The sequence below is a fragment of the Jiangella anatolica genome, from assembly GCF_003236295.1.
Lineage (GTDB): Bacteria > Actinomycetota > Actinomycetes > Jiangellales > Jiangellaceae > Jiangella > Jiangella anatolica.
Window position 1 is genome coordinate 1 of sequence record NZ_POTW01000050.1, and the last position, 23,775, is coordinate 23,775.

Below are 23,775 nucleotides of genomic sequence, written 5' to 3' on the forward strand. Positions count from 1 at the left end.
GTGCCCACGATCCCGACGTCGAGCCGCGCCGGCCGTTCCTCCGTCACGCGTCCAGGCTAGATCACTTCCGGGCCGCGCCTGGGCCGGGGCTCATTCCGCGGCGAGCGCCATCACCGGGGACGTCATGGCGGCGCGGTGGCCGGGTGCGATCGAGGCCAGGACGCCGAGCAGGGTCGCGACGGCGGCGCTGATCACGAGCTGCCCCCACGGGACGACGAACTCCAGCTGGTCGATGCTGGCGACGGCGGCCCAGGCGAACAGCGCGCCGGCCACGGAGCCGACCACCGCGGCGACCGCGCCCATGAGCGCCGCCTCGACGCCGAGCATCACGCGGGTCTGCCGCCGGGTCAGGCCGAGCGCGCGCAGCAGCCCGATCTCCCGGGTCCGCTCGTGCACCGACAGCGACAGGGTGTTCGCGATCCCGATGAACGCGATCACCAGCGCCAGCGCGAGGATCGCCAGCACCAGGTTCACCGCCTCGTTCAGCTCCTCCTCGAACTCGGCCCGCCGCTGGGCGAAGCTCTGCACGGACAGTTCCGGATGCCCCTCGGTGGCCGCGACGATCGCGGCCCGCGCGTCGTCGCTGTCGACCCCGTCGGCGGCGTTGACGGCGAGCTGGTCTGTGCCGTCCTCGACCACGGTGCCGACCTCCGGCAGCTCCTCGATCGCCCGCGTGACGTCGCCGGGGATGGGCTCGTCGGCGGCGGTGCGGACGGCGAAGTCGGCCGGCACCCGCCCGTCGACCACCACGTCGACGCTCTGCCGGGACGACTCCACGACGGTGAGGAAGCCGGCCACCGTCGTGACACCGATCAGCAGCGCCGCTGTCGTGGCCGCGACCCGCCGCGGGTTGCGCACCGCGTTCGCCGTCGCCAGCTCCGCCGTCGAGCGGGATCCGCCGGCCAGCCGGGCGGCCACAGCGCCGATCACGCGGACCAGCGGCGGCACCACCTTCGGGCCGAGGATCAGCAGCCCGAGGAAGCAGACCGCGGCACCGAACACGACGAGGATCAGCCCGGCCCCGCCACCGGACGTCCCCGACGCTGCGCCCGCGAGCAGCACCAGCGCGCCGGCCACGAGCCCGAGCAGGCCGAACACGACCCGGGCCCGGCCGGCGGTCCGGCTGTCCGCGCCGTCCGGCACCGCCTGCAACGCGGCCAGCGGCGACACCCGGGTGGCCGCCCGGGCGGGCAGCAGCGCCGATCCGACGGTCATCAGCACCCCGATCGCGACCGACCACGCCAGCGTCGCCCCGGTCACCGTCAGCACCATCGACTCGCCCAGCACGGAGCCGGTCACCTGCGCCGTCAGCGCACCGGCCGCGATGCCGACGAGGCTGCCGGCCAGCCCGATCGCCGCGGACTCGGCCAGCACGCCGCGCAGCACCTGCCGCCGGGTCGCGCCGACGGTGCGCAGCAGCGCCAGCTCACGGGTGCGCTGCGCGACCAGGATCCGGAACGTGTTGGCGATGACGAACGCGGCCACGATCAGCGACACCGCGCCGAGCATCAGCAGCGGGATCCGCAACGCCTCACGCTGCGACGACGAGCTCGCCAGCTGCTGCGCCAGCTCGCTCCCGGTGACCACGTCGTACTCGGCCGCCAGCCCGGCCCGGACGGCGGCCGCGTCGGCGTCGCCGGCCAGCCGCAGGTCCACCCGCGACGCGCCGGGTGGGTCGGCGAACTCGCGCAGAAGGTCCCAGCCGGCGGTCAGCTCCAGGTCGTCGACGCCGTCGGCGGACAGCTCGGTCAGGCCGGCGATCGGCAGCGTGACCAGGTCGGTCGAGCCCTCGGCGGCCACGGTGATCTCGTCGCCCGCGGCCAGTCCGAGCCGGTCGGCCGACCGCTCGTCCAGCAGCACACCGCCGTCGGGCACCTCGGTGTCCAGCGACGCGGCCAGCAGCAGGGCAGACGCGAACGGGTCGATCCGCCCGTCGTCGTCGACGGTGTGCAGCGCCACTCCGCCCTGAGGCGCAGCCGCGGCGACCCCGTCGGCGCCCGCAACGGCGGCGACCTCGTCCGGCGACATTGTGCCGCCGGACGGCGCCAGCACCGCGAGATCGACCCCCTCGGCGTCGGCGGCCAGCTCCTTGCGGGTGCCCGCGTCGAGGGAGTCGGTGAGGATCAGGGTCGCCGCGGTGAAACCCACCGACAGCACGACGACCAGGCCGGTCAGCACCAGCCGCAGCAGGTGGGCACGCAACCCGGCCAGCACGACGGATCGCATCGGTCAGCCTCCCAGCCGGCGCAGGCCGTCGATGACGGCGTCGGGCGTCGGGTCGGCGATCTCGCCGGCGACGTGCCCGTCGACGAGCATGACGACGCGGTCGGCCGACGACGCCGCGACCGGGTCGTGCGTCACCATGACGACGGTCCGGCCCAGCTCGCGCACGCTGGTGCGCAGGATCGCCAGCACCTCGCCGCCGGAGCGCGAGTCCAGGTTGCCGGTCGGCTCGTCGGCGAAGATCACCTCGGGCCGGTTGATCAGCGCCCGCGCGACGGCGACCCGCTGCTGCTGGCCGCCGGACAGTTCGCTGGGCCGGTGCCGCAGCCGGTCGCCGATGTCGAGCACGTCGATGACCTCGGCGAACCAGCGCCGGTCCGGCCGCTCGCCGGCCAGCTTCAGCGGCAGCAGCACGTTGGCCTCCGCGTCCAGCGTCGGCAGCAGGTTGAAGGCCTGGAACACGAAGCCCAGCCGGTCGCGTCGCAGCAGCGTCAGCTCGGTGTCGTTCAGCGCCGTCAGGTCGGTGTCGCCGAGCAGCGCCCGGCCCGACGTCGCGGTGTCCAGCCCGGCCAGGCAGTGGACGAGCGTGGACTTGCCGGACCCGGACGGGCCCATGATCGCGGTGAACCGACCGGCCGCGAACGAGACGTCGACGGAGTCGAGGGCCCGGACGGCGGTGTCGCCGGAACCGTGGAGCTTGGTCAGGCCGACGGCTTGGACCGCCGGCGCGAGGACGGCGCTCGGGGCGCCGGAGAAGTCAGAGGTTCGTAGGCTCACGGTCCCAGCCTGGCGATCGCCGGCGCCGGACGCGTCGGACCTGCGAGTGGACCCGGTGTACGACCAAAGTCGCAGTAGGGTCGGCACGTGCCGGCCCGTCCCGTCGAGACGTTGCCCAAGGTCCAGTCGCATCTGCACCTCACCGGTGCGATGCGCCCGGCCACGCTGGACGAGCTGGCCATCCGGCACGGCCTCGCCGCGCCGCCGCCGGCCGCACTCACCGGCGGACCGCACGAGTGGGCCGTCTTCCAGGGCCGCTACGACGCTGCCCGCGCCGTCATCCGCACCCCGGACGACGTCGCCCGGGTGGTCCGCGAGGCGGCCGAGGACGACGCCGCCGGCGGCTGCGGGTGGTCGGAGCTGCAGGTCGACCCGACGTCGTACGCCCCGGCGCTGGGCGGGCTGGAGGCCGCGGTCGAGGCGGTGCTGACGGCGGCCGCGGCGGCCTCGCTGCCGATGGGCGTCGTCGTCGCGTCCAGCTGGGCCCGCTCCGGCGAGCACGCCACGACGCTGGCCCGGCTGGCCGCCCGGTACGCCGGCGACGGCGTCGTCGGGTTCGGGCTGTCCAACGACGAGCGACTGGGCCGGGTCGGGGACTTCGCGCCGGCGTTCCGGATCGCCGCCGACGCCGGCCTGCTGCGCACCCCGCACGGCGGCTTCTTCACCGGCGCGGCGCACGTGCGCGACTGCGTCGAACTGCTCGGCGCGACCCGGGTCGGGCACGGCACGTCCGCCGCCGACGACGCCGCCGTCCTGGACCTGCTGGCCGAGCGCGGCGTCGCGCTGGAGCTGTGCCCGACGTCCTACCCGCCGTTCGGGGTGCACGCGGCCAGCGAGATCCCGGTGCGGACGCTGCTCGCGGCCGGCGTGCCGGTGGCGATCGGCAGCGACGACCCGCTGCTGTTCGCCGTCGGGCTGGCCGGCCAGTACGCGCTGTGCCGCGACGTGCTCGGGCTGACCGACGCGGAGCTGACGGAGCTGGCGCGCGGCTCGATCACGTCGTCGGCCGCGCCGTCGCCGCTCCGCGAGACGATGCTGGCCGGCGTCGACGCCTGGCTGGCCGGCCGCCCATGATCATGGAGTCGGGGGTGGGGTGGACGTCGTGCCGATCCGCAGCTGGACCGGCAGGAAGACGTCGGCCGGCCGCCGCCCGGCCAGCAGCTCGGTGACCATGCGGCCGGTGAGCCGGCCCTTCTCGGCGATCGGCTGCACGACCGTCGTCAGCGCCCGCTCGCCCAGCCAGGGTGTGTCGATGCCGTCGTAGCCGACGACGGTGAGGTCCTCGGGCACGCGCAGCCCCAGCTCCTCGGCCGCCCGGATGACGCCGACGGCGAGCAGGTCGCTCTGCGCGACGATCGCCGTCGGGCGGACGGGCGCCGAGAGCAGCAGCCGGCCGGCCCGCTCGCCCTCCTCGACGACGTTGCTGGGCGCCTCGGCGACCGGCACCCGCCCGAAGACGTCCTCGGTGGCGGTGAGCCGGGCCCGGCAGTCGGCGAACCCGACGACGGCCCGGCGCGCGTCGTCGACCATGCCGCCGCGGCCGTCCAGCCGCAGCGGCAGCGCGGCGACGGCGACCCGGCGATGGCCCAGCGCGGCGATGTGCCTGGCCAGCTCGGCCGCACCGCCGTAGTCGTCGATCCGCAGCAGCGTGACCTCCGGCCGCTCCGGCCCGTCGACGGCGACCACCGGCACGCCGCGGCCGATGAACAGGTCCAGCAATGGATCGTCGTCGCGGCCACACGTGGCGAACACGACCACGTCGACCGGCAGCCGGCCGGCCTGCTCCGTCGTCGGGGACCCGTGCTCGGCGTCGCCGGGGAGCAGCAGCAGCCCGGTGCCGGACGGGCTCAGCGCCTCGGCGATGCCGTCGAGCAGCGCGACGGCGACCGGGTCGCGGAACGCGTAGAGCAGCCGCTCACCGACGACCGCTCCGACGATGCCGGAGCGGCCCCGGCGCAGCGACCGGGCCACCGGATCGGGGCCGGCGTAGCCGAGCTCGCGGGCCGCGGCCAGCACGCGGTCGCGGGTCGCGTCGGCCACCGGCCCGGAGCCGCTGAAGGCCAGCGACGCCGTGGACGGGGACACGCCCGCCCGCGCGGCCACCGCCGCCAGCGTCGCCCGGTGTTCGCCCACGTCAGCTCCCCTCACGAAGTTCGTGCTTGCATCGAGTCTCGCGCCATAGCAGAATATCGAATCGATTCGATCGAATCGATTCGACCGCCAAAATTCACCACTGGGGATCTCCGTGAACCACTCCGCTCCGGCCCAGCCCGACCTGGCCAGGGTCCTGCGCGCCCGCAACGCCGTCTCCACGGTGTTCGCGCTCAACGGGCTGGCGCTGGCGAGCTGGATGGCGCGCATCCCCGAGGTTCGCGACCAGCTCGGCCTGACCCCCGGCGAGATCGGCCGGGTGCTGCTGGCGCTCGCGGCGGGGTCGCTCCTCGCGCTGCCCACGTCGGGGTTCGTCGTCGGCAAGATCGGCGCCGCCCGCACGGTGGCCAGCGGCTCGGTACTGGTGGCGCTCGGCCTCACGCTGGCCGGTGTCGGCGCCGACACAGCCGGGGTCGTCGCGCTCACGGCGGCCGGGCTGGCGCTGTTCGGCTACGGCTCGGGATCCTGGGACGTCGCGATGAACGTCGAGGGCGCCGCCGTCGAGCGGCTGCTCGGGCGGACCATCATGCCCCGGTTCCACGCCGCGTTCAGCCTCGGAACGGTGGCCGGGGCCGGCCTCGGCGCCGGCGCCGCGGCCATCGGCGTGCCCATCCTGGCTCAGTTGGCCGCCGTCAGCATCGTCGGGACGGTCGTCGCCATCGTCGCCACCCGCAGCTTCCTGCCGCACGCCGCCGAGGTCCAGGACGACGGCTCGCCGGTCGAGAGGGTCTCCGTGCTCACCGCCTGGCGCGAGCCGCGCACGCTGCTCGTCGGCCTGATGGTGATGTGCGCCGCGCTGGTCGAGGGCATCGCCAACGACTGGCTGGCGCTCGGCCTGGTCGACGGCTACGACGTCAGCAACGCCGTCGGCGCGGCCGGCTTCGCGATCTTCCTCTCCGCCATGACCGTCGGCCGGCTGGCCGGCACCCACCTGGTCGACCGGTACGGCCGACTGCCGGTGCTGCGCACCAGCGCGGCCCTGGCCATCGCCGGCGTGCTGCTCGTCGTGTACAGCGGGTCGCTCTGGGTCGCGCTGTTCGGCTCGGTCGTCTGGGGCCTCGGCGCCGCGCTGGGCTTCCCGCTCGGCATGAGCGCGGGCGCCGACGACCCGCGGCGGGCGGCGGCCCGGGTCAGCGTCGTCGCATCGGTCGGCTACACCGCGTTCCTCGCCGGCCCGCCCATCCTCGGCTGGCTCGGTGACCACGAGGGCGTGCTGCACGCGCTGGTCGCGGTCGCCGTCGCCGCCATCGTGCTCGGGCTGGTCTCCCCCGCGGCCCGCGAGCTGCGTCCGGAGCCGGTCGAGGCGCGCGACTAGCCCTGGACGAAGTCGGCCGCCGTCATGCCCTCGGGGTGGCCGGGCGGCCACTGCACGAGCTCGATCCGGTAGCCGTCCGGGTCGGTCAGCCACGACGTCCACATGTCCTCGCCGTGGTCGAACGGCGGCTCGGCCTCGATGCCCTGCGCCGCGAGCTGCGCGACCGTCGCGGCCAGGTCGTCGGTCTGGATGACGAGGTGGTTGACGGCGCCGGTGTCGGCGACCCGGAGGCCGAGATGCAGCATGCGCATGCGCGGCAGGGTAGCTACGACGCGCCGGGCCGGACCAGACCGGTCTCGTAGGCCAGCACCACCAGCTGGACGCGGTCGCGCAGGCCCACCTTGGCCAGCACCCGGCCGATGTGCGTCTTCACCGTCGCCTCGGTGACGTACAGGGTCGCGGCGATCTCGGCATTGGACCGGCCGCGGACCACCTCGCGGACGATCTCGTGCTCGCGCTGGGTCAGCTCGGCCCAGACGGCGTCGGGCGGGGTGGCGTCCTCCGGCAGGTGGCCGGCGAACCGTTCCAGCAGCCGCTTCGTCGTGCTCGGAGCGACGACGGCGTCGCCGGAGTGCACCGTGCGGACGGCGTCGAGCAGCGTCGGTGGTGGGGCGTCCTTGAGCAGGAACCCGCTGGCGCCGGCCTTGATCGCAGCGAACGCGTACTCGTCGAGGTCGAACGTCGTCAGCACGATCACCTTCGGCGCGTCGGCGCGCTGACGCAGCCGGCGGGTCGCCTCGACGCCGTCGAGGACCGGCATCCTGACGTCCATCAGCACGACGTCGGCGGCGGTGACGGCGAGCGTGTGCAGCGCCGCGTCACCGTCGCCGGCCTCGCCGACCACCTCGAGGTCCGGCTGCGAGTCGATCACCATCCGGAACCCGGCCCGGACCAGCTGCTGGTCGTCCACGAGGAAGACCCTCACCGGCTGCACGCTCACTCCTTGTCGCCGTAGGGCAGGTCGAGGTCGACCCGCCAGCCACCACCGGTCACCGGTCCCGCCGTCACCGTGCCGCCGTACATCGTCATCCGCTCCCGCATGCCGGCCAGCCCCTGGCCCAGCCCGTCGTCGTGCGCGGCCGCGCCCCGGCCGTCGTCGCTGACCTGGGCGGTGAGGCGGTCCGCGCCGAACACCAGCGCCACCGTCGCCCGGGCGGCCGGCCCGGCGTGCTTGAGCGCGTTCGTCAGCGCCTCCTGGATCACCCTGTAGACCGCCAGCGAGGGTCCCGGCGCCAGCGGCCGCGGCGGCCCGGTGACGTCGAGGTCGACCGGCAGCCCGGCCTGCCGGACCGACGTGACCAGCTCGGGCAGGCTGCCCAGCCCGGGCTGCGGGCGGACGCTGCCGCCGTCGGCGTCGTCGGCGGAGCGCAGCACGCCGAGCAGCCGGCGCATCTCGGCCAGCGCGCCGCGGCCGGTGTCGCCGATCGTCTTCAACGCGTCCAGCGCCGCCTGCGGGTCGTGGTCGCCGGCGTAGCGGCCGCCGTCGGCCTGGACGACGATCACGGAGAGGTTGTGCGCGACGACGTCGTGCATCTCGCGGGCGATGCGCGAGCGCTCCTCGGCGGCGGCCAACTGGGCCCGCTGGTCGCGCTCCCGCTCGGCCTGGTGCGCGCGTTCGACCAGCTCGGCGACGTAGGCCTGCCTGACCCGCCGCACGTCGCCCATCGCCCACGCCCCGACCACGACGGCCGACAGCGCCACGAAGCTGGCGACGAAGGCCTCCTGATCGCTGGGCGGGTAGTCGCGCGCGGTTGCGAGCACAACGCCGAGGAACCCGGCCGCGAGCCCGCCGCGGCTGGCCCACCGCGAGCCGTACGCGCTGACGGCGTACAGCCCGATCAGCAGGATGATGCCGGACGGCGTGAGCTGCAGGCCGGTCGCCCACTGCACCAGCCCGCAGCCGACCAGCACGGCGAACGACTCGACCGGCCGCATGCGCCGGAACACCAGCGCCGCGCACATGACGGCGCCGAGAGTCAGGTGCGCCCAGCCGGGGTCATAGGCGGCCGCGGAGAACACGACGACGGTGAGGAACAGTCCGAGCGCGATGGCAGCGTCCGGCACGAGCGGGTGCCGGCGCACCCACGCGTACAGCCGATCCCTGCGCCTCACGGTGAGCAGGCTAACTCGGAACCCTTCCGAGGGTGTGCGCCGTACAAGGGGTGAGGCCCGAGGAGAGGACGAACGATGCGTGTAGCGGTACTCGGCACCGGCATGGTCGGCCAGGCCGTCGCCGGCCGGTTCGACGAGCTGGGCCACGACGTGCACGTCGGCACCCGGGACCCGGCGGCCACCATGAGCCGTACCGAGCCCGACCAGCTCGGCAACCCGCCGTTCCCCGCCTGGCGCGAGCGGCATCCCGGCGTCCGGCTCGACACGTACGCCGACGCCGCCGCGGTCGCCGAGCTGGTGGTCAACGCGACGCCCGGCACCGTGACGCTGGAGGTGCTCGAGGCGGCCGGCGCGGAGCACCTCGACGGCAAGGTGCTGATCGACATCTCCAACCCGCTGGTGTTCACGCCGGACGGCCCGCCGACGCTGTTCGTGGAGAACACCGACTCGCTGGGCGAGCGGATCCAGCGGGCGTATCCGGGCGCGCGCGTGGTGAAGGCGCTGAACACCGTCAACGCGGAGCTGATGGCGCACCCGGCGACGCTGGCCGGCGGTGACCACTCGATCTTCGTGTGCGGCGATGACGCGACGGCGAAGGCGCAGGTCACCGAGGTGCTGACCAGCTTCGGCCATACCGACGTCATCGACCTCGGCGGCATCATCAGCGCCCGCGGAGTCGAGATGTACCTGCCGGTGTGGCTGCGGCTGATGGCTGCGCTCGGCACCGCAAGGTTCAACGTTAGGGTGATCCGCTGACGCCGTCGGCGGTGGCGCGGACCAGGCGGTCGCCGTCGGCCGTGCGGTAGTAGAGGACGGAGCGACCGGCGCGGCGGCGCCGCACCAGCTGGGCATCCAGCAGCACCTTGAGATGGCCTCCGACGGAGCCGAGCGCGAACCCCGTCACGGCGACGAGCTGGGTCGTGCTCATCGGGTCGTCGAGCAGGCTCAGGAGCGTGGCGCGGGCCGGGCCGATCAGCCGGGCCAGGGCGCCGGACGTGGTCGAGCGGCCCTCGGCCAGCAGGCCGGCGCACGGATAGACGATCGAATAGCGATGCGGACGGCGCCAGCCGACCCAGCCACGGGCGCCGGTGACCGGGATGAACAACAGCTGCCCCTGATGCAGGTCGCGTGGCGGGTAGTCGTAGGCGTTGATCCGCAGCCGCCCCTCGCCGAGCCAGCGCATGCCCGGCCGCATGTCGTCCAGCGCCGAGGCCCAGCCGCTGGTGCTCAGCCGCCGGGTCCGGGCGATGGCGTCGGCCTCGAACGCCCGGGCCCGGCGCTGCCAGTCCGGCTCGATCGTCTCGGTCCACACCCAGTCGAGCACGGCGGCGATGCGCTCCGGCAGGTCCGGCACGTCCAGGACGGGGTCGTCGCCGTCCAGATCGGCACGCAACGCGGCGGCCGGCGTCGCGCGGATGCGCCGCAGCTCGTCGTCGAACGTGGGCTCGTCGTCCAGCGGCGGCGCGCAGAGGAAGTCGGCCAGCCAGGTGGGCAGCAGTGCGTCCCGCACGAACGCCCGGCCCACGGGGTCGGCGGCCATCCGGGCCTGGAACGCCGCCCGCGACTGGGCCGGGCGGATGAGCTGACCCGGGCGGTTGGGCCGCTCCCCCGTCAGGACCCTGATGGCCGCGATGGTCTCGGCCAGCGCCGACACGCGGAACCGGCTGCCGGCGAGGACGTCGGCGTCGATCAGCCAGATGCCCATGTTTCGCCTCCACCCGAAACTCTAGCGGCCCCGGAACGGCGCTGCCCAGACTGCCTGCCATGCGCACCTACCGGGAACTGTTCCGCACGCCGGAGTTCACCCCACTCTTCCTCGCGTCGTGCGCGCAGGTCGCCGCGACGACGCTGACCGGGCTCGCCCTCGCCACGCTGGTGTACGCCCGCACGGAGTCGCCCCTGCTGTCGGCGCTGAGCATGTTCGGGCCGTCGTTCGCCGCGGTGGTCGGCGCCACCACGCTGCTCTCGGTGACCGACCGGGTGCCGCCGCGGCCGGCGATGACGCTGGTCGCGCTCGCCACCACCGTGGGCTGCCTCGTGCTGGCGGCTCCGGGGCTGCCGCTCGCGGCGATGTTCGCGGTGGTCTTCGGGCTCGGCCTGACGGCGTCGATCGGGTCCGGGGTGCTGTACGGACTCGTCGACGAGATCCTGCCGCCCAAGGGGTACGTGCTGGGCCGGTCGGCGCTCAACATGTCGGTCGGCGCGATGCAGGTGACGGGGTTCGCGCTCGGCGGCGTCCTGCTCGCCGTGGTGTCGCCCAGAACGGCGCTGCTCGTGGGTGCGGCGCTGGCCGCCGGCTCGCTGCTGGTCGTCCGGCTGGGGCTGAGCACCCGGCCGGCCCGCAGCTCGGGCCGTCCGTCCCTGGCGATCACGTGGAGGGTCAACCGGAGCCTGCTCTCGTCGCCGGCCCGCCGGGCGGTCTACCTCGCGATGTGGGTGCCCAACGGCCTGGTCGTGGGGTGCGAGGCGCTGTTCGTCCCCTACGCGCCGCACGCCGCCGCCGTCCTGTTCGTCGCGGCCGCCCTGGGGATGCTGCTCGGCGACCTGGCCGCCGGGCGGCTGCTGTCGCCGCTGACCCGGCAGCGCTACGTCACACCGCTGCGCTTCGCCCTCGCGGTGCCGTACCTGCTGTTCGTGTTGCCGCTGGACCTGGCGGTCGCCGCCGGCGCGGCCGCCGTCGCGTCCGTCGGGTTCATGTCGACGCTGCTCCTGCAGGAGCGGCTGATCGCGCTGACCGGCAAGGACGTGCGCGGTCAGGCTCTGGGGCTGCACGCCTCGGGGATGAAGGCGATGCAGGCGGCCGGCGCGACGCTGGCCGGCCTGGTCGCGCAGGTGCTGCCCGTCGGGATCGCCATGGCCGTGATGGCTGCGCTGTCGGTCGCCGTCACCTTGGCGCTCACGCCCGGTCTTCGGTTGTCCACGTGCGACGAAGCCACAGCAGGCCGAGCACCGGCAGCACCAGCGGTATGAAGCCGTATCCCCGTCCGTACAGCGACCACACCGTGTCGTCGGGGAAGTCGCCCGGGTCGAACGCCGTGATCGTGCCCACCGTCAGCACGCCGATCAGCTCGACGCTGACGGCGGCCAGCGCCACGCGGCGGGCGGTCGCGCCGGGCCGGGCGAGCGCCACCGTCGCGACGATGTACACGACGGCGGCGAATGCCGACAGCAGGTACGCCACCGGCGCCTCGTCGAAGCTGGTCGCGATCTGCACGCCGGCCCGCGCCGACGCCGACAGCGCGAACACCGCGTAGACGGCGATCAGCAGCCGGCCCGGCCCACTGGCGCGGCGCGACGCCCCGCTCACGCGCCCGCGTCCCACAGCTGCTGCATGCGCACCACCAGCAGCGGAACCACCAGCGCGGCCACGACCAGCACCGACGTGCCCCAGCGGGACTTCTCCGCCAGCGCCCAGAACAGCCCGAGCGGGATGATGATGAGGTTCATCAGCAGGTACCCGACGAACGTCGCGGTCTCCTCCGGCGCTCCGTCGGCGATCATCAGCACGACCGCAACGACCGCCTGGATCAGCACCAGCAGCTCGACCACGCCGGCGCCGACGACGTACGGCTCGCGCGGCGGCCGGTTGCGCACGACCGCCACCAGCGCCCACGCGGCGTAGGCGAGCGCGGCCACGATGACGGCCCAGTCGACGACGGCAACCATGTCAGTCCGTCACGGGAGCCGGGACAGCTCGTCGGTCAGGTCGTCCAGACCCAGCGAGCCCATCGAGAGCGCGGCCATGTGCCACGCCTTGAGGTCGAAGTCCGCGCCCCGCGCCGCCCGGGCGGCGTCGCGGCCGGCCAGCCAGGCCCGCTCGCCGAGCTTGTAGCCGATCGCCTGCCCCGGCGCGCCGAGGTAGCGGACGATCTCGGAGTCGATGAACGCCGGGTCCCGGCCGTTGAAGGCGGCGAAGAACTCGCGGGCCAGCTCCGGCGTCCACACCTCGCCGGGGTGGAACGTCTCGCCGTTCGGGATCCGCAGCCGCAGGTGCATCCCGATGTCGATGATGACCCGGATCGCCCGCATGATCTGCGCGTCCAGATAGCCCAGCCGCACCGCCGGGTCGGTGAGGTAGCCCAGCTCGTCCATCAGCCGCTCGGCGTAGAGCGCCCAGCCCTCGACCATCGCACTGACCGAGCCCAGGCTCACCTGGTAGCGCGACAGTGAGCCGGCCACGTGCACCCACTGCGCGAGCTGGAGGTGATGGCCCGGGACGCCCTCGTGGTACCAGGTGCTGACCAGGCCCCACACCGGGAACCGGGTCTCGCCCAGCGTCGGCAGCCAGGTGCGGCCGGGCCGGCTGAAGTCCAGCGACGGACGGGTGTAGTACGGCGCCGCGGCGCTGCCGGGCGGCGCGATCATCGCCTCGACGTGCTTGACCGGCTCGGCGAGGTCGACGTGGGTGCCGTCGAGATCGGCCATCGCCCGGTCCATCAGGCCCTGCAGCCAGTCGCGAACCTCGTCGACGCCCTCGATGGCCTCGCCGTGCTCGTCGAGGTGGCGCATGACGGCCAGCGGCGTGTGCCCGGGCAGGACGGCGTCGGCGGCCGCCTTCATCTCCTCGCCGATGCGGCGGAACTCGGCCCAGCCGTAGGCGTAGGCGTCCTCGAGGTCCAGGTCGGAGCCGGTCCAGCGGCGGGCCGCGACGGCATACCGCTCCCGGCCGACGGCGTCCGGCGTGCCCTCGGCGGCCGCCCGGTAGCCGCCGGTGAGGTAGTCGCGCAGCTCGGCCAGCCCGACGTTCGCCTCGGCCGCGGCGGCGGTGAGCTCGGTGCGCAGCGCGTCCGGGCCCTTGGCCACGAAGCCGGTGTACCAGTCCGCCGTCAGCCAGGTGTCGAGCTGCTCGACGACGGTGTCGACCTGACGCGGCGCGGCGTAGAGGCCGCGCCCGTCGCCCTCCTGGAGCGCGGCCCGCAGGCCCGCGGCGGCCGCCGGGACGTTGCGCAGCCGGCGGCCGATCACCGCCCAGTCGTCCTCGGTCTCGGCCGGCATCATCAGGAAGACCGAGCGCAGCGACTGCACCGGCGAGAACAGGTTGCTCAGCTCGCGCAGCCCCTCGCCGGCGTCGTGCAGCGCCAGCGACGCGGTCAGCCGCTCGCGCAGCAGCCGCGCGGCCCGTCGCTCCTCCACCGGCAGGCCGCCGTTCGACGCCGCGGCCCGCTCGGCGGCGTCGAGCTCCGCCAGCGTCGCCCGGGCGGCGCCGGCCTCCGCCTCCTGACCGTCCGGCGAGTAGTCCGGCATCGCGTCGACGCCGGGCCGGATGCCGAGTGCCGTCCCGACGATCGGGTTCAGGTCGGCGATGGTCTCGACGTAACGGTCGGCGATGGCCCGGGGAGTGTCGTCGTGAGGCACCCAGTCATCATGCCTGGCGCGGTACCGAGCCGTGCGGCAGCCCCGCGGGTCAGCCGACGGCGAGGGTGTCGCCGCGCACCTGGGCGGGCGCGCCGGGCACCGGCTCGGCGGGATCGGCGCCGGTCCCGACGATGCGGTTGGCGGCGTCGACGTGCACGACCCGCGGCCGCAGTGTGCGCGCCTCGGCGTCGTCAACCAGGCCGTAGCTGATCAGGATCACCAGGTCACCGGGCTGCACGAGCCGGGCGGCGGCGCCGTTGATGCCGATGACGCCGGACCCGCGCTCACCGGGGATCACGTACGTCGTCAGCCGGGCGCCGTTGGTGATGTCGACGATGTCGACCTGTTCACCGGGCACCAGGTCCGCGGCGTCGAGGAGATCCTCGTCGACCGTGACCGATCCCACGTAGTGCAGGTCGGCCTGCGTGACGGTGGCGCGGTGGATCTTGCCCTTCATCATGGTGCGGAACACTCGTTACTCCTGGTCTCGCTCGCTCGATGCGGCGGGTGGGCCGTCACCGTCGGCGTGGCCGTCGGGTCGGGGCGCCGGCTGCTGCCGGTACCTCGCCATCCATTGTTCTGGAACATCGGCCTTGCGTGCCAGCCGGGCCCGCTCGGCCTGCTCCTCGGCGATCGCCCGCGCCTCCTCCGGCCGGCGGTGCGCGATGACCGCGTCGACCGGTCCGGGCGTGGTGTCGACGTGCACCGAGGCCAGCCCGAGCCGGCGCTGCACCGGCCCCTGCACGATCCGCACGCTCTGCGTCTTCGCGTGCGGGACGGCGGTGAGGTTGCGATACAGCACCCCCTCGCGGACGACGACCACGTGCTCGTCGACGCCGTAGGCCAGCTTCTTCCAGCCGAACGGCCGCAGCCAGCGGGCCGGCCGCGGGGCATGCGTCAGCGGCACCGACAACGGGTCGGACCCCGGCAGTACCTGCCGCAGCACCTCGGCCGCCTCCTCGTACGTCGCCACCGGCAACAGCGTGGACGTGCGCTGGCTGTCGTCGGACGACTCGCCGCCGTATCCCGCGACGTCGACGTCCAGCCGCACCCAGCCCTTCCCTCTCCACAACAACGGCTGGCGCATCGCTACTCCCTGAACCCGGCCCGGCGGCACGGTCTGGTGCTGGGTGTCGAGCAGGCCCTTGCGGATGCGGTAGCCGTCGGGCGACTCGGCCAGGACGAAGGCGAAGTTGCGGCCCAGCTGTGCCCACAGCGCGGCGCCGATCGCGATCACGCCGGGCAGCATCGACGACAACAGGCCGATGGTGATGTCGCTGTCGCGGAAGAACAGGAACGCGACGCCGATGCCGGCGATGAACACCACACCGGCGACGAACGCGCCGGACAGCACCGTCGACCACATCAGCCGGTCCAGCGGCACCTCGTGCACCACCCGCTCCGGCGCCTCCGGCGTGTCCGCGTCGATGCCGGCGGCCCGGGCCAGCAGTTCGGCCCGCAGCCGGACCGCGTCGTCGACGGCGAGGTACTGCAGCGGCGCCTCGGCCTTGCCGCCGCCGGCCACCTCCAGCCGCAGCTCCGACACGCCGAGCAGCCGGCCCGCCAACGGGCGGTTGATGTCGACGGCCTGCAGCCGGTCCAGCCGGACCCGCCGGGACCGGCGGTTCAGCATGCCGGAGTCGATCCGCAGCGCGTCGCCGTCGAAGCCGTAGCGGGTGAACCACCAGGACAGCAGCCCGGCGATCATCCCGACGACGGCGAAGGCCAGCGCGGTGAGGCCGAAGCGGCCCATCTCGCCGGAGCGCAGCGCATCCTGGCCGCCGAGGCCGATGGCCAGCGCGAGGAAACCCCAGCCGCGCAGCAGCGGGGTCAGCGGGTGCAGCCGGCGGAAGTGCTCCGGCGTCGGGTCGACCCGGGCCGGCTTGGCGCGCCTCTGGCCGGCGTCGCCGGACTCGTGCTCGGGCGTGCTGGTCACAGACCGGCCGCCTGGGCCTCGCCCAGCGCCGAGAGCCGGTCCCGCAGCCGCGCGGCCTCAGCGGCCGGCAGGCCGGGGATCTTCGCGTCGGTGGCGGGCGAGGCGGTGTGCAACTGGACGGTGGCCAGACCGTAGCGCCGCTCCAGCGGCCCGGACGCGACGTCGACGAACTGCATGCGGCCGTACGGCACCACCGTCAGCCGCCGGTACATGACGCCGCGGGTGACCAGCAGGTCGTCCAGCCGCTCGGCATAGCCCCAGGCGCGCCAGTTGCGCGGGATCAGCCACAGCCCCCACAGCAGCGCGATCAGCGCGACGCCGACCACGATGAGCACGGCCGGCAGCCCGAAGATCAGCCCGAGCGCCACCCCGGCGATGCCGCCGGCCAGCGCCACCGTGATCACCAGCACCAGCCGGCGCAGGGCGACGAGCTTGCGCGACACCTGCTGCCAGGCCTCACCGGGCGGGGCGAACAGCTGGTCCTGGTCTTCCTCCACGGCGTCGAGGCTACTCCGGCGGGATCAGCTCGCCGGCCGCGACATCGACGGCGAGCGTGTTGCCGGGCGGCGCCAGCGGACAGGTCCAGGCCGGGTCGTAGGCGCAGGACGGGTTGTAGGCGAAGTTGAGGTCGACGACGAGGGCGTCGTGCACCGAGCCGCCGAGATCGGCGCCCTTGACGGTGTCGAGCAGGTAGCGCCCGCCGCCGTAGGTCGCCCGGCCGGCCGACGCGTCCTTGACCGGCACGAACACGCCGCCGCCGTAGGAGTCCAGCCACCAGACGTCCAGGTCGCCCAGCGGCAAGTGCAGCCGGCCGGCCAGCACGAACGGCACGACGCCGTCGGTGGCCGTCGGCACCTCGATCCGCCGCGGCTCGACGTCGGGGTCGACCGGCAGCACGAACCGCAGCGCCGGGTCGTACGCGGCGTGCCGCAGGCCCGCGAAGCCGGCCCGGGCCTCGGACCGGACCGGCGACGCGGGATGCGTGCGGACCAGCTCGTCCCTGCCGGCCGCCCACTCCTCGCGGGCGCCGGCCGGGTCGCGCTCGCTGGTGTCCCGGACGGCGGCGTAGAGCGCGTGGACCCGGCGCCGCCAGTCCAGGACGTCGAGCGCGCCGATCAGAGCAGCCCCTTGTCCTCGAGGTAGGCCCGTGCGACGTCGGGCGCCTGCTGCCGCTCGGCGTCGACCTGGGCGTTCAGCGTGGCGAGGTCGTCGGTGGTGAGGACCTCGGCGAGCTGGTTGAGCACCTCGGCGATGGCGGGGTCGCCGGCGGACTCGGTGTTGACCACCGGCACCAGGTTGTCCGCGGCCTGCAACCCCTGGTCGTCCTCGAGCGTGACCAGGCCGAACTGGTCGAGCGTGCCGTCGGTGGTGCCGACCAGGCCGAGCTGGGCGTCGCCGCGCTCCACCGCCTGCTTGGTCTCGCTCGTGCTGAACCCGGTGGCCAGCGGCGGGTCGACGATGTCGAGCCCGTACACCGACTCCAGGCCCGGCTCGCAGAACGGCCGGTCCGGGCACTCCTCGACCGCGGCCAGCGTGATCGGCTGCCCCAGCGCGCCGAGGTCGGAGAGCGTGGTCAGGCCGTTCTGGTCGGCGAACTCCTGGGTGACGGCGAACGCGTTCTGGCTGGCCGCCTCGGCCGGGTCGAGAATCGTCAGCCCGCGCTCCTCGGCCAGCGGCCGGGCCGCGTCGACCGTCTCGGTCGCGTCGGACGTGGCGATCGGCGCGCTCGACGGGGCGTCCGGGCCGTTGATGGCGCCGTTGAGGAACTCGGCGAACGTGGCCAGGTACTCCGGCACGATGTCGATCTCGCCGCTCTCCAGCGCCGGCTCGTAGATCTCGCGTGCGTCGACGGACTGGATGTCGACGTTGTACCCGGCGTCCTCCAGCAGCGCCGCGTACATCTCCTGCATGATCACCATCTCGGTGAAGTTGGCGCCGCCGACGGTGAGGTCGCCCCCGCCGCCACCGCCCTCGGTGGCGGTCGAGTCGCCGTCACCCTCCTCGAACGGGTCGTCGTCGCCGCCGCACGCCGCCAGCGACAGCGCCAGGCCGGCCGCCGTCGCCAGCACGGCCGCTCGTCTCCGCATGGTCATGACATTCACCGGTGTCACCTTCTGTGTCCCGTGCCGGGCGTCGGGCCCGGCACGCGTGTCCGGCGAGCACCTCATAGCGCCCGCGTGGAATCAGTCAACTACGCGCCACTGACAACCTCGTCGGCGATCAGCGGCATTCCCCGGTCACGATCCGATCTCGTCCGGCGCCGGCGGGTCCGGCGCATCGGGTCGACGGAGCGCTGCAGCAGCGCCATCAGCCCCTCGACGACCAGCGCGAGCAGGCAGACGATGATCGCGCCGCCGACGATCTGCGGGGTGTCCTGGCGGCCGAAGCCGCTGGTGATGATCCGGCCCAGCCCCGGGCCGGAGATGATGGCGGCCAGCGTCGCCGTGGCCACGATCTGCACCGTCGCCAGCCGGACGCCGCCCATGATGAGCGGGATCGCCAGCGGCAGCTCGACGCCGCGCAGCAGCTGGGGCCCGCTCATGCCCATGCCACGAGCGGCCTCGACGGCGTCGCGGTCGACCTCGCGCATGCCGACGTAGGCGTTGGTGAGGATCGGCGGGATGCCGAAGAGCACCAGCGCGATGATCGTCGTCCAGGCCGACAGCGCGAGCGGGGTCATGTAGAGCAGCGCCAGGATCGCGAACGTCGGCACCGCCCGGCCGATGTTGCTGATGTTGATGGCCAGTGTGCCGCCGCGGCCGAGGTGCCCGAGCCACAGGCCGATCGGCAGCGCGATGGCGCAGGCGATCAGCACCGCCGCCCCGCTGATCCAGAGGTGCTCTACCAGCCGGGTGCCGACGCCCGTCGGGCCGGACCAGTTGTCGGCGTCGAAGAGCCAGCTCAGGCCGTCCAGGAGCCCGTTCATGCGGTCACCGTCCGGCGCCAGGGCGTGAGCCAGCGTTGCAGCCCGAGCAGCAGCGCGTCGGCGATCAGCGCGAGCACCACGCACAGCACCGACGCCGTCAGCACCTCGGCGTGGAAGTTGCTGCTCAGACCGCGGTTGATGAGGTTGCCCAGGCCGCCGTGGTTGACGATCATGCCCACCGTCGTCAGCGCGACCGTCGACACCGTCGCGACGCGGAGCGAGGCGAAGATCGCCGGCACCGCCAGCGGAAGCTCCACCTTGCGCAGCAGCCGCAGGCCGTCGTAGCCCATCCCGACGGCCGCCTCGCGGACGTCATCCGGCACCGCGTCCAGGCCGGTGAGGATGCCGCGGACCAGGATCGTCAGCGAGTACAGCACCAGCCCGATCACGACCGTCGTCATCGTGATGCCGGTGAACGGCAGCAGCAGCGAGAACAGCGCCAGCGACGGCAGCGTGTACAGCGCCGTCGACGTGCCGAGGATCACGCCGCGCAGCCAGCCGAGCCGGCGCGCCAGCACGGCCAGCACCAGCGCGACGGCGAAGCCGATGACGACGGAGAGCACCGTGATGGTGACGTGCTGACCGAGCGCCTCGGTGATGTCCTCGCGCCGCGTACGGATGTACTCGCCACACACCCAGTCGTTGCGCACGAGGCAGTTGTCGGTCAGGGTTGCGGTATGAACGGGCCCGGAGAGCGCCATTCCGTTGACGCTACCGAAGAACCGATGATTCGTCTCGACCGTGTCTCCAAGAGGTACCCGGACGGCACGGTCGCGGTGCAGGAGCTGACGCTCGAGGTGGGCCGCGGCGAACTGGTCGTCCTCGTCGGCCCGTCCGGCTGCGGCAAGACCACGACGATGAAGATGGTGAACCGGCTGGTGGAGCCGACCGGCGGGCGCATCGTCGTCGACGGTGTCGACGTCACCGACGCCGACCCGGTCGCGCTGCGCCGCGGCATCGGTTACGTCATCCAGAACGTCGGGCTCTTCCCGCACCGCACCATCGAGGAGAACATCGCCGTCGTGCCGGAGCTGGTCGGCTGGCAGCGCAAGCGCCGCCACGAGCGCGCCCGCGAGCTGATGGAGCTGGTCGGCCTCGACCCGGCGGTGCACGGCAAGCGGTACCCGCACGAGCTCTCCGGCGGCCAGCGGCAGCGCGTCGGCGTGGCCCGCGCGCTCGCCGTCGACCCGCCGGTGCTGCTGATGGACGAGCCGTTCAGCGCCGTCGACCCGGTGGTCCGGTCGCAACTGCAGGACGAGTTCCTGCGGCTGCAGGACGACGTGCGCAAGACGATCCTGTTCGTCACGCATGACATCGAGGAGGCGGTCCGGCTCGGCGACCGGATCGCGGTCTTCAAGCAGGGCGGCCGGCTGGAGCAGTTCGACACGCCGGCGGCCATCCTCGGCATGCCGGCGACGGAGTTCGTGGCCGACTTCGTCGGCGCCGACCGCGGCCTCAAGCGGCTCTCCGTCACCGCCATCACCCCGGCCGACCTGGAGCACCCGCCGGTCGTCCGCGCCGACGACGACGTCGCCACCGCGGGCGCCGAGCTGGGCGACGGGCGGTGGGCGGTGGTGCTCGACGCCGACGGCGGGCTGGCCGGCTGGGTCGGCCACGACATGCTGACCGGCGCCGGGAAGGTCCGCGAGCGCGCGCGGCGGATGGAGGCCTGGGTCGAGCTGGACGACTCGCTCAAGGTGGCGTTCGCGGAGATGCTGCAGTGGAACGCCGGCTGGATCGCCGTCCTCGACGACGACCGCTACGTCGGCGTGCTGACGCCCACGACGCTGCACGCGGCGCTGCGGCGCTCCGTCGAGGCCGAGGCCAAGGACGTCGCCCGGGCCGAGGTCGTGCTCGAGACGGTGCAGAACGCCTAGGCCGGACGAACCCCAGCGCATGCGCTCGGTGACGGTGCGAGCCGACGACCGGACCCGCCTGCACGTGGGCGTCACAGGAAGCGGGCCCGACGTCGTGGTCCTGTCAGGTGGCCCGGGCTGCGTCCACTACCTCGAGCACGATGACATCGCGCCGCGCGGAATGCGGGCCTGGTATCCCGAACCACGCGGCGTCGGGCGTTCCGGCGGGGGCCCGCACACCCTCGAGCAGGCCGTCGCCGACCTCGAGGCGGTCAGACGGTTCGCCGGTGTCGACAGCTGGGTGGTGCTCGGCCACTCCTGGGGCGCCGACCTGGCGGTCCGCTACGCCCTGGATCACCCCGGCCGGGTCCGCTCAGTCGTCGGCGTCGCCGGGCACGGACTCCACAAGGACCGGACCTGGTCGCGCACCTACGAGGCGCTCAAGCACACCGAACCCGAGATCGCCATCGACTGGGACCCCGGGGTGTACCGGTCGCTGAGCGACTCGTTCGTCGAGTGGATCCACAGCGACGACTTGTTCCGGCGCCTGGCCGACTGCCGGGTCCCGATGACCATCGTCGCCGCCGAGCACGACATCCGCCCGTCGTGGCCGCTCCGTCAGCTCGCGGCGCTGGTCGAGCACGGCGTCTACGTCGAGGTCCCGGGTGTGCCGCACGACCTGTGGTCGACCCATCCCGAGGTCTGGGTCGACGTCGTCACGAAGGCCTGCGCCGGCGACGCGAGCTAGGCGCTGCGCTCCTCGCGCTGCGGCGCGGGGGCGGCCTTCTTCTTGCGGTCCGCCTCGGGCAGCAGCTCGGTGTTCTTGTCCTCCCACTTGATGAGGTCGACGACCGTCGGCGCCTCGGAGAGGTCGGGCCACAGGTCGTTCCACTCCGCGCCCTCGGCCAGCCGGGCCAGCTCGACGCTCGGGGTGGAGGCGCCGGGGCGGGCGCTGCGGGCGGCCGCGATCTCGGCCTCCAGCAGGTCCAGCTTCGAGCGCATGACGTCGATCCGCTCGGACGCGACGTCGAGCAGGCCGACCATGTGGTCGGTGAACTCGCGGTGCTCCTCGGAGTAGCGGGCGTGCGCCTCGGAGTACTCCGCCGCCTGCTCGGCCCGGACCGTCGCCACCTCGACCCGCAGCTTGCGCTCCAGCCGGAGCACGAACGCGCCCAGCACCGCCGCCGCGACGGCGCCCGCGGCGGCCGCGATGCGCGGCCACGGCCCGCTCAGGACCAGGGCGGCGACCGTCAGCGCGATGGCCGCCGTCGGCGCGGCGACGGCGAGCAGACGGACAGCGGTGAGGCGGCGGCGGTGACGGACGGAGGCCATGGGCGTCACCGTACCTTCTTGTACGGCGCGAATCGGACTTCACACGCCGCGCCACACCGGGAACTTCCGTCCCGTGTTTCACCCGCGCCGAGGTCGCGCTCGCCGGCCGCCAGTGACGTGAGCGATCGCCCGCCGCGCCGCTCCCAGCGCACGTGGCCGCCGCCGCCAGGCCGCCGGCACCCGCCACGGCACCTGCGGCTCGTGCGGGACCCGGGCGCGGCTCAGCGCGAGCCCGCCGGTCGCGCCTCCGGACGGCAGCACACGTGGGTCGGTCATGCCTCGATGATCCGGGACCGAAGGCCCCGCGTCACCTGGATTTCAGGCCGGGTGGGCGCCGCCGTTCTCGTCGTCGGACGGGGGCGGGACCTCGCCGGCGCGTTCGAGGCGGACGGCGGCGATCGTCAGCACGACCGCGGCCACGATGACGACGGCGGAGAGGATGGCCCGGTTGCGGCCCATCGGGGAGTCGAGGCGGCCGACGGCGAGCAGGCCGAGCCCCGTGTAGACGCCGACCAGGACTGCGCCGAAGTACTCCGACGCCTTGGCCAGCGCCACCGAGCGGGCCACTCGCAGCGCGTCGATGCGGGTGTCGAAGCGACGCTCGTGGATCCAGCCGCGCACCGCCCGGGCGCCGGCGAACATCGCGATCGCGAGGAACAGCAGCAGCGCCGGCAGCACCCACGGGATCGGCGGCAGCACGTCGGACATCGCGTCGACGACGCGGCCGATGGACCAGCCGACCGGGACCGCCACCAGGGCGACCCAGATCAGCGAGCCGATCCTCGTCCTCTGCACAGGTCGTCAGGCGGGGATCTCGAGGGCCTCGTCCAGCCGGCGGACGCCGGTGGCGTCGACGGCGGAGCTGAGGTCGATCACCCGGCCCAGACCGGGGACGCTGAAGTCGGGGTCTATGTCGGCCCACGGGACCAGCACGAACGCCCGCTCGGCCAGCCGCGGGTGCGGCACGTGCAGATCGTCGTCGTCGGAGGTGACGTCGCCGACGGCGAGCACGTCGATGTCGAGCGTGCGCGGGCCGTTCGGGACGTCGCGGGTGCGGCCGTAGGCGGACTCGGTGGACTGCGCCCGCTCCATCAGCGAGCGCGGCGAGAGCGTCGTGTCGACGACGAGGACGGCGTTGAGGAACCGCGGCGAGCCCTCGGGGGTGCCGACCGGCTCGGACTCGTACACCGGCGAGACCGCGACGGGCACGATCTCGGACGAGTCGGTGAGGGTGTCGACGGCCGCCTGCAGGAACTCCAGCCGGTCACCCAGGTTGCTGCCCAGCGCGAACGCGGTACGGCGCAGCGGGCGCAGGTCACCGGTCAGGGTGTCGGCGTCGACGACGTTGGGGTTGGGGACATTGGTCACGTTCTGGCCCTTCGAATCGTCACGGTCACGTCGTCGAAGGGCACCGTCACCGGCGCCTCCGGCTTGTGCACGGTCACTTCGGCAGCCTCCACCCTGGGATCGTCCAGGCAGAGGTCAGCGATGCGCTGGGCAAGCGTCTCGACCAGTCGGACCGGCTCCCCCGAGACGAGGCCGACCACCCGCTCAGCAAGACTGCCATAGTCCACGGTGTCGGTCAGGTCGTCGCTCCGGGCCGCAGCACGAGTATCGACGCTCAGCGCGACGTCGACGCGGAACAGCTGGCCGTTCTCCCGTTCGTGGTCGAACCAGCCGTGGCGCCCCCGCGCGGTCAGCCCGCGCAGCTCGATGCGGTCAGTCACCAGACGACCCTAGCCGCCACCACCCGCCCGCCGGGCACCCGGACGGGAGTGGGATTGCCCACGCC

General features: G+C 73.8%; 28 protein-coding genes. 6 read left to right on the forward strand and 22 right to left on the reverse strand.

What is annotated here, in order from left to right; translation table 11 throughout:
* Positions 1–90: 90 nt before the first annotated feature.
* On the reverse strand, positions 91–2,226 hold the full coding sequence (locus C1I92_RS19350) for an ABC transporter permease (RefSeq protein WP_146605200.1): 2,136 nt from the start codon (positions 2,224–2,226) through the stop codon (positions 91–93).
* Positions 2,227–2,229: 3 nt separating this feature from the next.
* On the reverse strand, positions 2,230–3,000 hold the full coding sequence (locus C1I92_RS19355) for an ABC transporter ATP-binding protein (protein ID WP_233507100.1): 771 nt from the start codon (positions 2,998–3,000) through the stop codon (positions 2,230–2,232).
* A gap of 87 nt (positions 3,001–3,087) precedes the next feature.
* Between C1I92_RS19355 and add the strand changes: the two genes are divergently transcribed.
* Positions 3,088–4,074, forward strand: a complete 987-nt coding sequence (gene add / locus C1I92_RS19360; RefSeq protein ID WP_199521383.1) for an adenosine deaminase — start codon at positions 3,088–3,090, stop codon at positions 4,072–4,074.
* On the opposite strand, the gene C1I92_RS19365 is transcribed toward add, so the two are convergent.
* Positions 4,075–5,133, reverse strand: a complete 1,059-nt coding sequence (locus tag C1I92_RS19365) for a LacI family DNA-binding transcriptional regulator (RefSeq protein WP_111256292.1) — start codon at positions 5,131–5,133, stop codon at positions 4,075–4,077.
* Positions 5,134–5,239: 106 nt separating this feature from the next.
* Here C1I92_RS19365 and C1I92_RS19370 point away from each other — a divergent pair, with 106 nt between their 5' ends.
* Positions 5,240–6,466 (forward strand): MFS transporter, encoded by a 1,227-nt coding sequence (locus C1I92_RS19370; RefSeq protein WP_111256293.1) that lies wholly within the window; start codon positions 5,240–5,242, stop codon positions 6,464–6,466.
* Here C1I92_RS19370 and C1I92_RS19375 read toward each other — a convergent pair.
* The 3 genes from C1I92_RS19375 to C1I92_RS19385 are packed head-to-tail and all read right to left on the reverse strand — an operon-like array spanning position 6,463 to position 8,578.
* Positions 6,463–6,717, reverse strand: a complete 255-nt coding sequence (locus C1I92_RS19375) for a VOC family protein (protein ID WP_111256294.1) — start codon at positions 6,715–6,717, stop codon at positions 6,463–6,465. The genes C1I92_RS19370 and C1I92_RS19375 overlap by 4 nt on opposite strands.
* Before the next feature lie 14 nt (positions 6,718–6,731).
* Positions 6,732–7,400, reverse strand: a complete 669-nt coding sequence (locus C1I92_RS19380; RefSeq protein WP_233507102.1) for a response regulator transcription factor — start codon at positions 7,398–7,400, stop codon at positions 6,732–6,734.
* Between the two features lie 2 nt (positions 7,401–7,402).
* Positions 7,403–8,578, reverse strand: coding sequence for a sensor histidine kinase (locus C1I92_RS19385; RefSeq protein WP_199521386.1), 1,176 nt, complete (start codon positions 8,576–8,578; stop codon positions 7,403–7,405).
* A gap of 75 nt (positions 8,579–8,653) precedes the next feature.
* On the opposite strand from C1I92_RS19385, the gene C1I92_RS19390 reads away from it, so the two are divergent.
* A complete protein-coding gene (locus C1I92_RS19390; protein WP_111256333.1) occupies positions 8,654–9,334 on the forward strand; it encodes an NADPH-dependent F420 reductase in 681 nt (226 codons plus the stop codon).
* Here C1I92_RS19390 and C1I92_RS19395 read toward each other — a convergent pair.
* Positions 9,318–10,283 (reverse strand): ArsR/SmtB family transcription factor, encoded by a 966-nt coding sequence (locus C1I92_RS19395; RefSeq protein ID WP_111256295.1) that lies wholly within the window; start codon positions 10,281–10,283, stop codon positions 9,318–9,320. The genes C1I92_RS19390 and C1I92_RS19395 overlap by 17 nt on opposite strands.
* Before the next feature lie 59 nt (positions 10,284–10,342).
* Between C1I92_RS19395 and C1I92_RS19400 the strand changes: the two genes are divergently transcribed.
* A complete protein-coding gene (locus C1I92_RS19400; RefSeq protein ID WP_111256296.1) occupies positions 10,343–11,548 on the forward strand; it encodes an MFS transporter in 1,206 nt (401 codons plus the stop codon).
* Here the strand turns inward: C1I92_RS19400 and C1I92_RS19405 are convergent.
* The 10 genes from C1I92_RS19405 to C1I92_RS19450 form a co-directional block, all read right to left on the reverse strand.
* On the reverse strand, positions 11,475–11,885 hold the full coding sequence (locus tag C1I92_RS19405; protein WP_111256334.1) for a hypothetical protein: 411 nt from the start codon (positions 11,883–11,885) through the stop codon (positions 11,475–11,477). The two genes, C1I92_RS19400 and C1I92_RS19405, sit on opposite strands and share 74 nt — an antisense overlap.
* Positions 11,882–12,244: a hypothetical protein gene (locus tag C1I92_RS19410; RefSeq protein ID WP_111256297.1), complete on the reverse strand. Its 363-nt coding sequence runs from the start codon at positions 12,242–12,244 to the stop codon at positions 11,882–11,884. Before C1I92_RS19410 ends, C1I92_RS19405 begins: the two co-directional genes overlap by 4 nt.
* A 9-nt stretch (positions 12,245–12,253) precedes the next feature.
* Positions 12,254–13,933, reverse strand: coding sequence for a DUF885 domain-containing protein (locus C1I92_RS19415; protein ID WP_199521387.1), 1,680 nt, complete (start codon positions 13,931–13,933; stop codon positions 12,254–12,256).
* Between the two features lie 49 nt (positions 13,934–13,982).
* A complete protein-coding gene (panD, locus tag C1I92_RS19420; RefSeq protein ID WP_111256298.1) occupies positions 13,983–14,405 on the reverse strand; it encodes an aspartate 1-decarboxylase in 423 nt (140 codons plus the stop codon).
* 3 nt (positions 14,406–14,408) lie between these two features.
* Positions 14,409–15,869 carry a PH domain-containing protein gene (locus C1I92_RS19425; protein WP_111256299.1) on the reverse strand — a complete coding sequence of 487 codons (1,461 nt, stop codon included), beginning with the start codon at positions 15,867–15,869 and terminating at the stop codon, positions 14,409–14,411.
* The gene (locus C1I92_RS19430; protein WP_233507105.1) at positions 15,866–16,366 is read right to left on the reverse strand and encodes a PH domain-containing protein; all 501 of its coding nucleotides are present in this window, start codon (positions 16,364–16,366) and stop codon (positions 15,866–15,868) included. Before C1I92_RS19430 ends, C1I92_RS19425 begins: the two co-directional genes overlap by 4 nt.
* A gap of 10 nt (positions 16,367–16,376) precedes the next feature.
* On the reverse strand, positions 16,377–16,988 hold the full coding sequence (locus C1I92_RS35330) for a DUF1684 domain-containing protein (protein ID WP_111256337.1): 612 nt from the start codon (positions 16,986–16,988) through the stop codon (positions 16,377–16,379).
* A complete protein-coding gene (locus C1I92_RS19440; RefSeq protein ID WP_111256300.1) occupies positions 16,985–17,962 on the reverse strand; it encodes an ABC transporter substrate-binding protein in 978 nt (325 codons plus the stop codon). The genes C1I92_RS35330 and C1I92_RS19440 overlap by 4 nt, the downstream gene beginning before the upstream one ends.
* Positions 17,963–18,060: 98 nt before the next feature.
* Positions 18,061–18,795, reverse strand: coding sequence for an ABC transporter permease (locus tag C1I92_RS19445; RefSeq protein WP_111256301.1), 735 nt, complete (start codon positions 18,793–18,795; stop codon positions 18,061–18,063).
* Positions 18,792–19,496, reverse strand: a complete 705-nt coding sequence (locus C1I92_RS19450) for an ABC transporter permease (RefSeq protein ID WP_111256302.1) — start codon at positions 19,494–19,496, stop codon at positions 18,792–18,794. The genes C1I92_RS19445 and C1I92_RS19450 overlap by 4 nt, the downstream gene beginning before the upstream one ends.
* Before the next feature lie 24 nt (positions 19,497–19,520).
* On the opposite strand from C1I92_RS19450, the gene C1I92_RS19455 reads away from it, so the two are divergent.
* Entirely contained in the window at positions 19,521–20,672 is a 1,152-nt protein-coding gene (locus tag C1I92_RS19455) for an ABC transporter ATP-binding protein (protein ID WP_111256303.1), read from the forward strand.
* Between the two features lie 28 nt (positions 20,673–20,700).
* A complete protein-coding gene (locus C1I92_RS19460) occupies positions 20,701–21,399 on the forward strand; it encodes an alpha/beta fold hydrolase (RefSeq protein ID WP_199521388.1) in 699 nt (232 codons plus the stop codon).
* On the opposite strand, the gene C1I92_RS19465 is transcribed toward C1I92_RS19460, so the two are convergent.
* From C1I92_RS19465 to folB, 5 genes are all read right to left on the reverse strand, one after another.
* Positions 21,396–21,983: a hypothetical protein gene (locus C1I92_RS19465; RefSeq protein WP_111256305.1), complete on the reverse strand. Its 588-nt coding sequence runs from the start codon at positions 21,981–21,983 to the stop codon at positions 21,396–21,398. The genes C1I92_RS19460 and C1I92_RS19465 overlap by 4 nt on opposite strands.
* Before the next feature lie 78 nt (positions 21,984–22,061).
* Positions 22,062–22,259 carry a hypothetical protein gene (locus C1I92_RS33415; RefSeq protein WP_146605201.1) on the reverse strand — a complete coding sequence of 66 codons (198 nt, stop codon included), beginning with the start codon at positions 22,257–22,259 and terminating at the stop codon, positions 22,062–22,064.
* 42 nt (positions 22,260–22,301) lie between these two features.
* A complete protein-coding gene (locus C1I92_RS19470; RefSeq protein WP_111256306.1) occupies positions 22,302–22,778 on the reverse strand; it encodes a DUF3180 domain-containing protein in 477 nt (158 codons plus the stop codon).
* A gap of 6 nt (positions 22,779–22,784) precedes the next feature.
* The gene (gene folK / locus C1I92_RS19475) at positions 22,785–23,351 is read right to left on the reverse strand and encodes a 2-amino-4-hydroxy-6-hydroxymethyldihydropteridine diphosphokinase (protein ID WP_111256307.1); all 567 of its coding nucleotides are present in this window, start codon (positions 23,349–23,351) and stop codon (positions 22,785–22,787) included.
* Entirely contained in the window at positions 23,348–23,710 is a 363-nt protein-coding gene (gene folB / locus C1I92_RS19480; RefSeq protein ID WP_111256308.1) for a dihydroneopterin aldolase, read from the reverse strand. The genes folK and folB overlap by 4 nt, the downstream gene beginning before the upstream one ends.
* Positions 23,711–23,775 lie beyond the last annotated feature (65 nt).

What these genes read in the sequence shown, in the direction of transcription:
- C1I92_RS19375 (WP_111256294.1), bottom strand. Translation starts at nt 6,717, where the DNA reads ATGCGCATGCTGCATCTCGGCCTCCGGGTCGCCGACACCGGCGCCGTC.
- C1I92_RS19410 (WP_111256297.1), bottom strand. Translation starts at nt 12,244, where the DNA reads ATGGTTGCCGTCGTCGACTGGGCCGTCATCGTGGCCGCGCTCGCCTAC.
- C1I92_RS19465 (WP_111256305.1), bottom strand. Translation starts at nt 21,983, where the DNA reads ATGGCCTCCGTCCGTCACCGCCGCCGCCTCACCGCTGTCCGTCTGCTC.
- C1I92_RS19395 (WP_111256295.1), bottom strand. Translation starts at nt 10,283, where the DNA reads ATGGGCATCTGGCTGATCGACGCCGACGTCCTCGCCGGCAGCCGGTTC.
- C1I92_RS19440 (WP_111256300.1), bottom strand. Translation starts at nt 17,962, where the DNA reads ATGACCATGCGGAGACGAGCGGCCGTGCTGGCGACGGCGGCCGGCCTG.
- C1I92_RS19400 (WP_111256296.1), top strand. Translation starts at nt 10,343, where the DNA reads ATGCGCACCTACCGGGAACTGTTCCGCACGCCGGAGTTCACCCCACTC.
- C1I92_RS19450 (WP_111256302.1), bottom strand. Translation starts at nt 19,496, where the DNA reads ATGGCGCTCTCCGGGCCCGTTCATACCGCAACCCTGACCGACAACTGC.
- C1I92_RS19390 (WP_111256333.1), top strand. Translation starts at nt 8,654, where the DNA reads ATGCGTGTAGCGGTACTCGGCACCGGCATGGTCGGCCAGGCCGTCGCC.
- C1I92_RS19455 (WP_111256303.1), top strand. Translation starts at nt 19,521, where the DNA reads ATGATTCGTCTCGACCGTGTCTCCAAGAGGTACCCGGACGGCACGGTC.
- C1I92_RS33415 (WP_146605201.1), bottom strand. Translation starts at nt 22,259, where the DNA reads ATGACCGACCCACGTGTGCTGCCGTCCGGAGGCGCGACCGGCGGGCTC.
- C1I92_RS19350 (WP_146605200.1), bottom strand. Translation starts at nt 2,226, where the DNA reads ATGCGATCCGTCGTGCTGGCCGGGTTGCGTGCCCACCTGCTGCGGCTG.
- C1I92_RS19445 (WP_111256301.1), bottom strand. Translation starts at nt 18,795, where the DNA reads ATGAACGGGCTCCTGGACGGCCTGAGCTGGCTCTTCGACGCCGACAAC.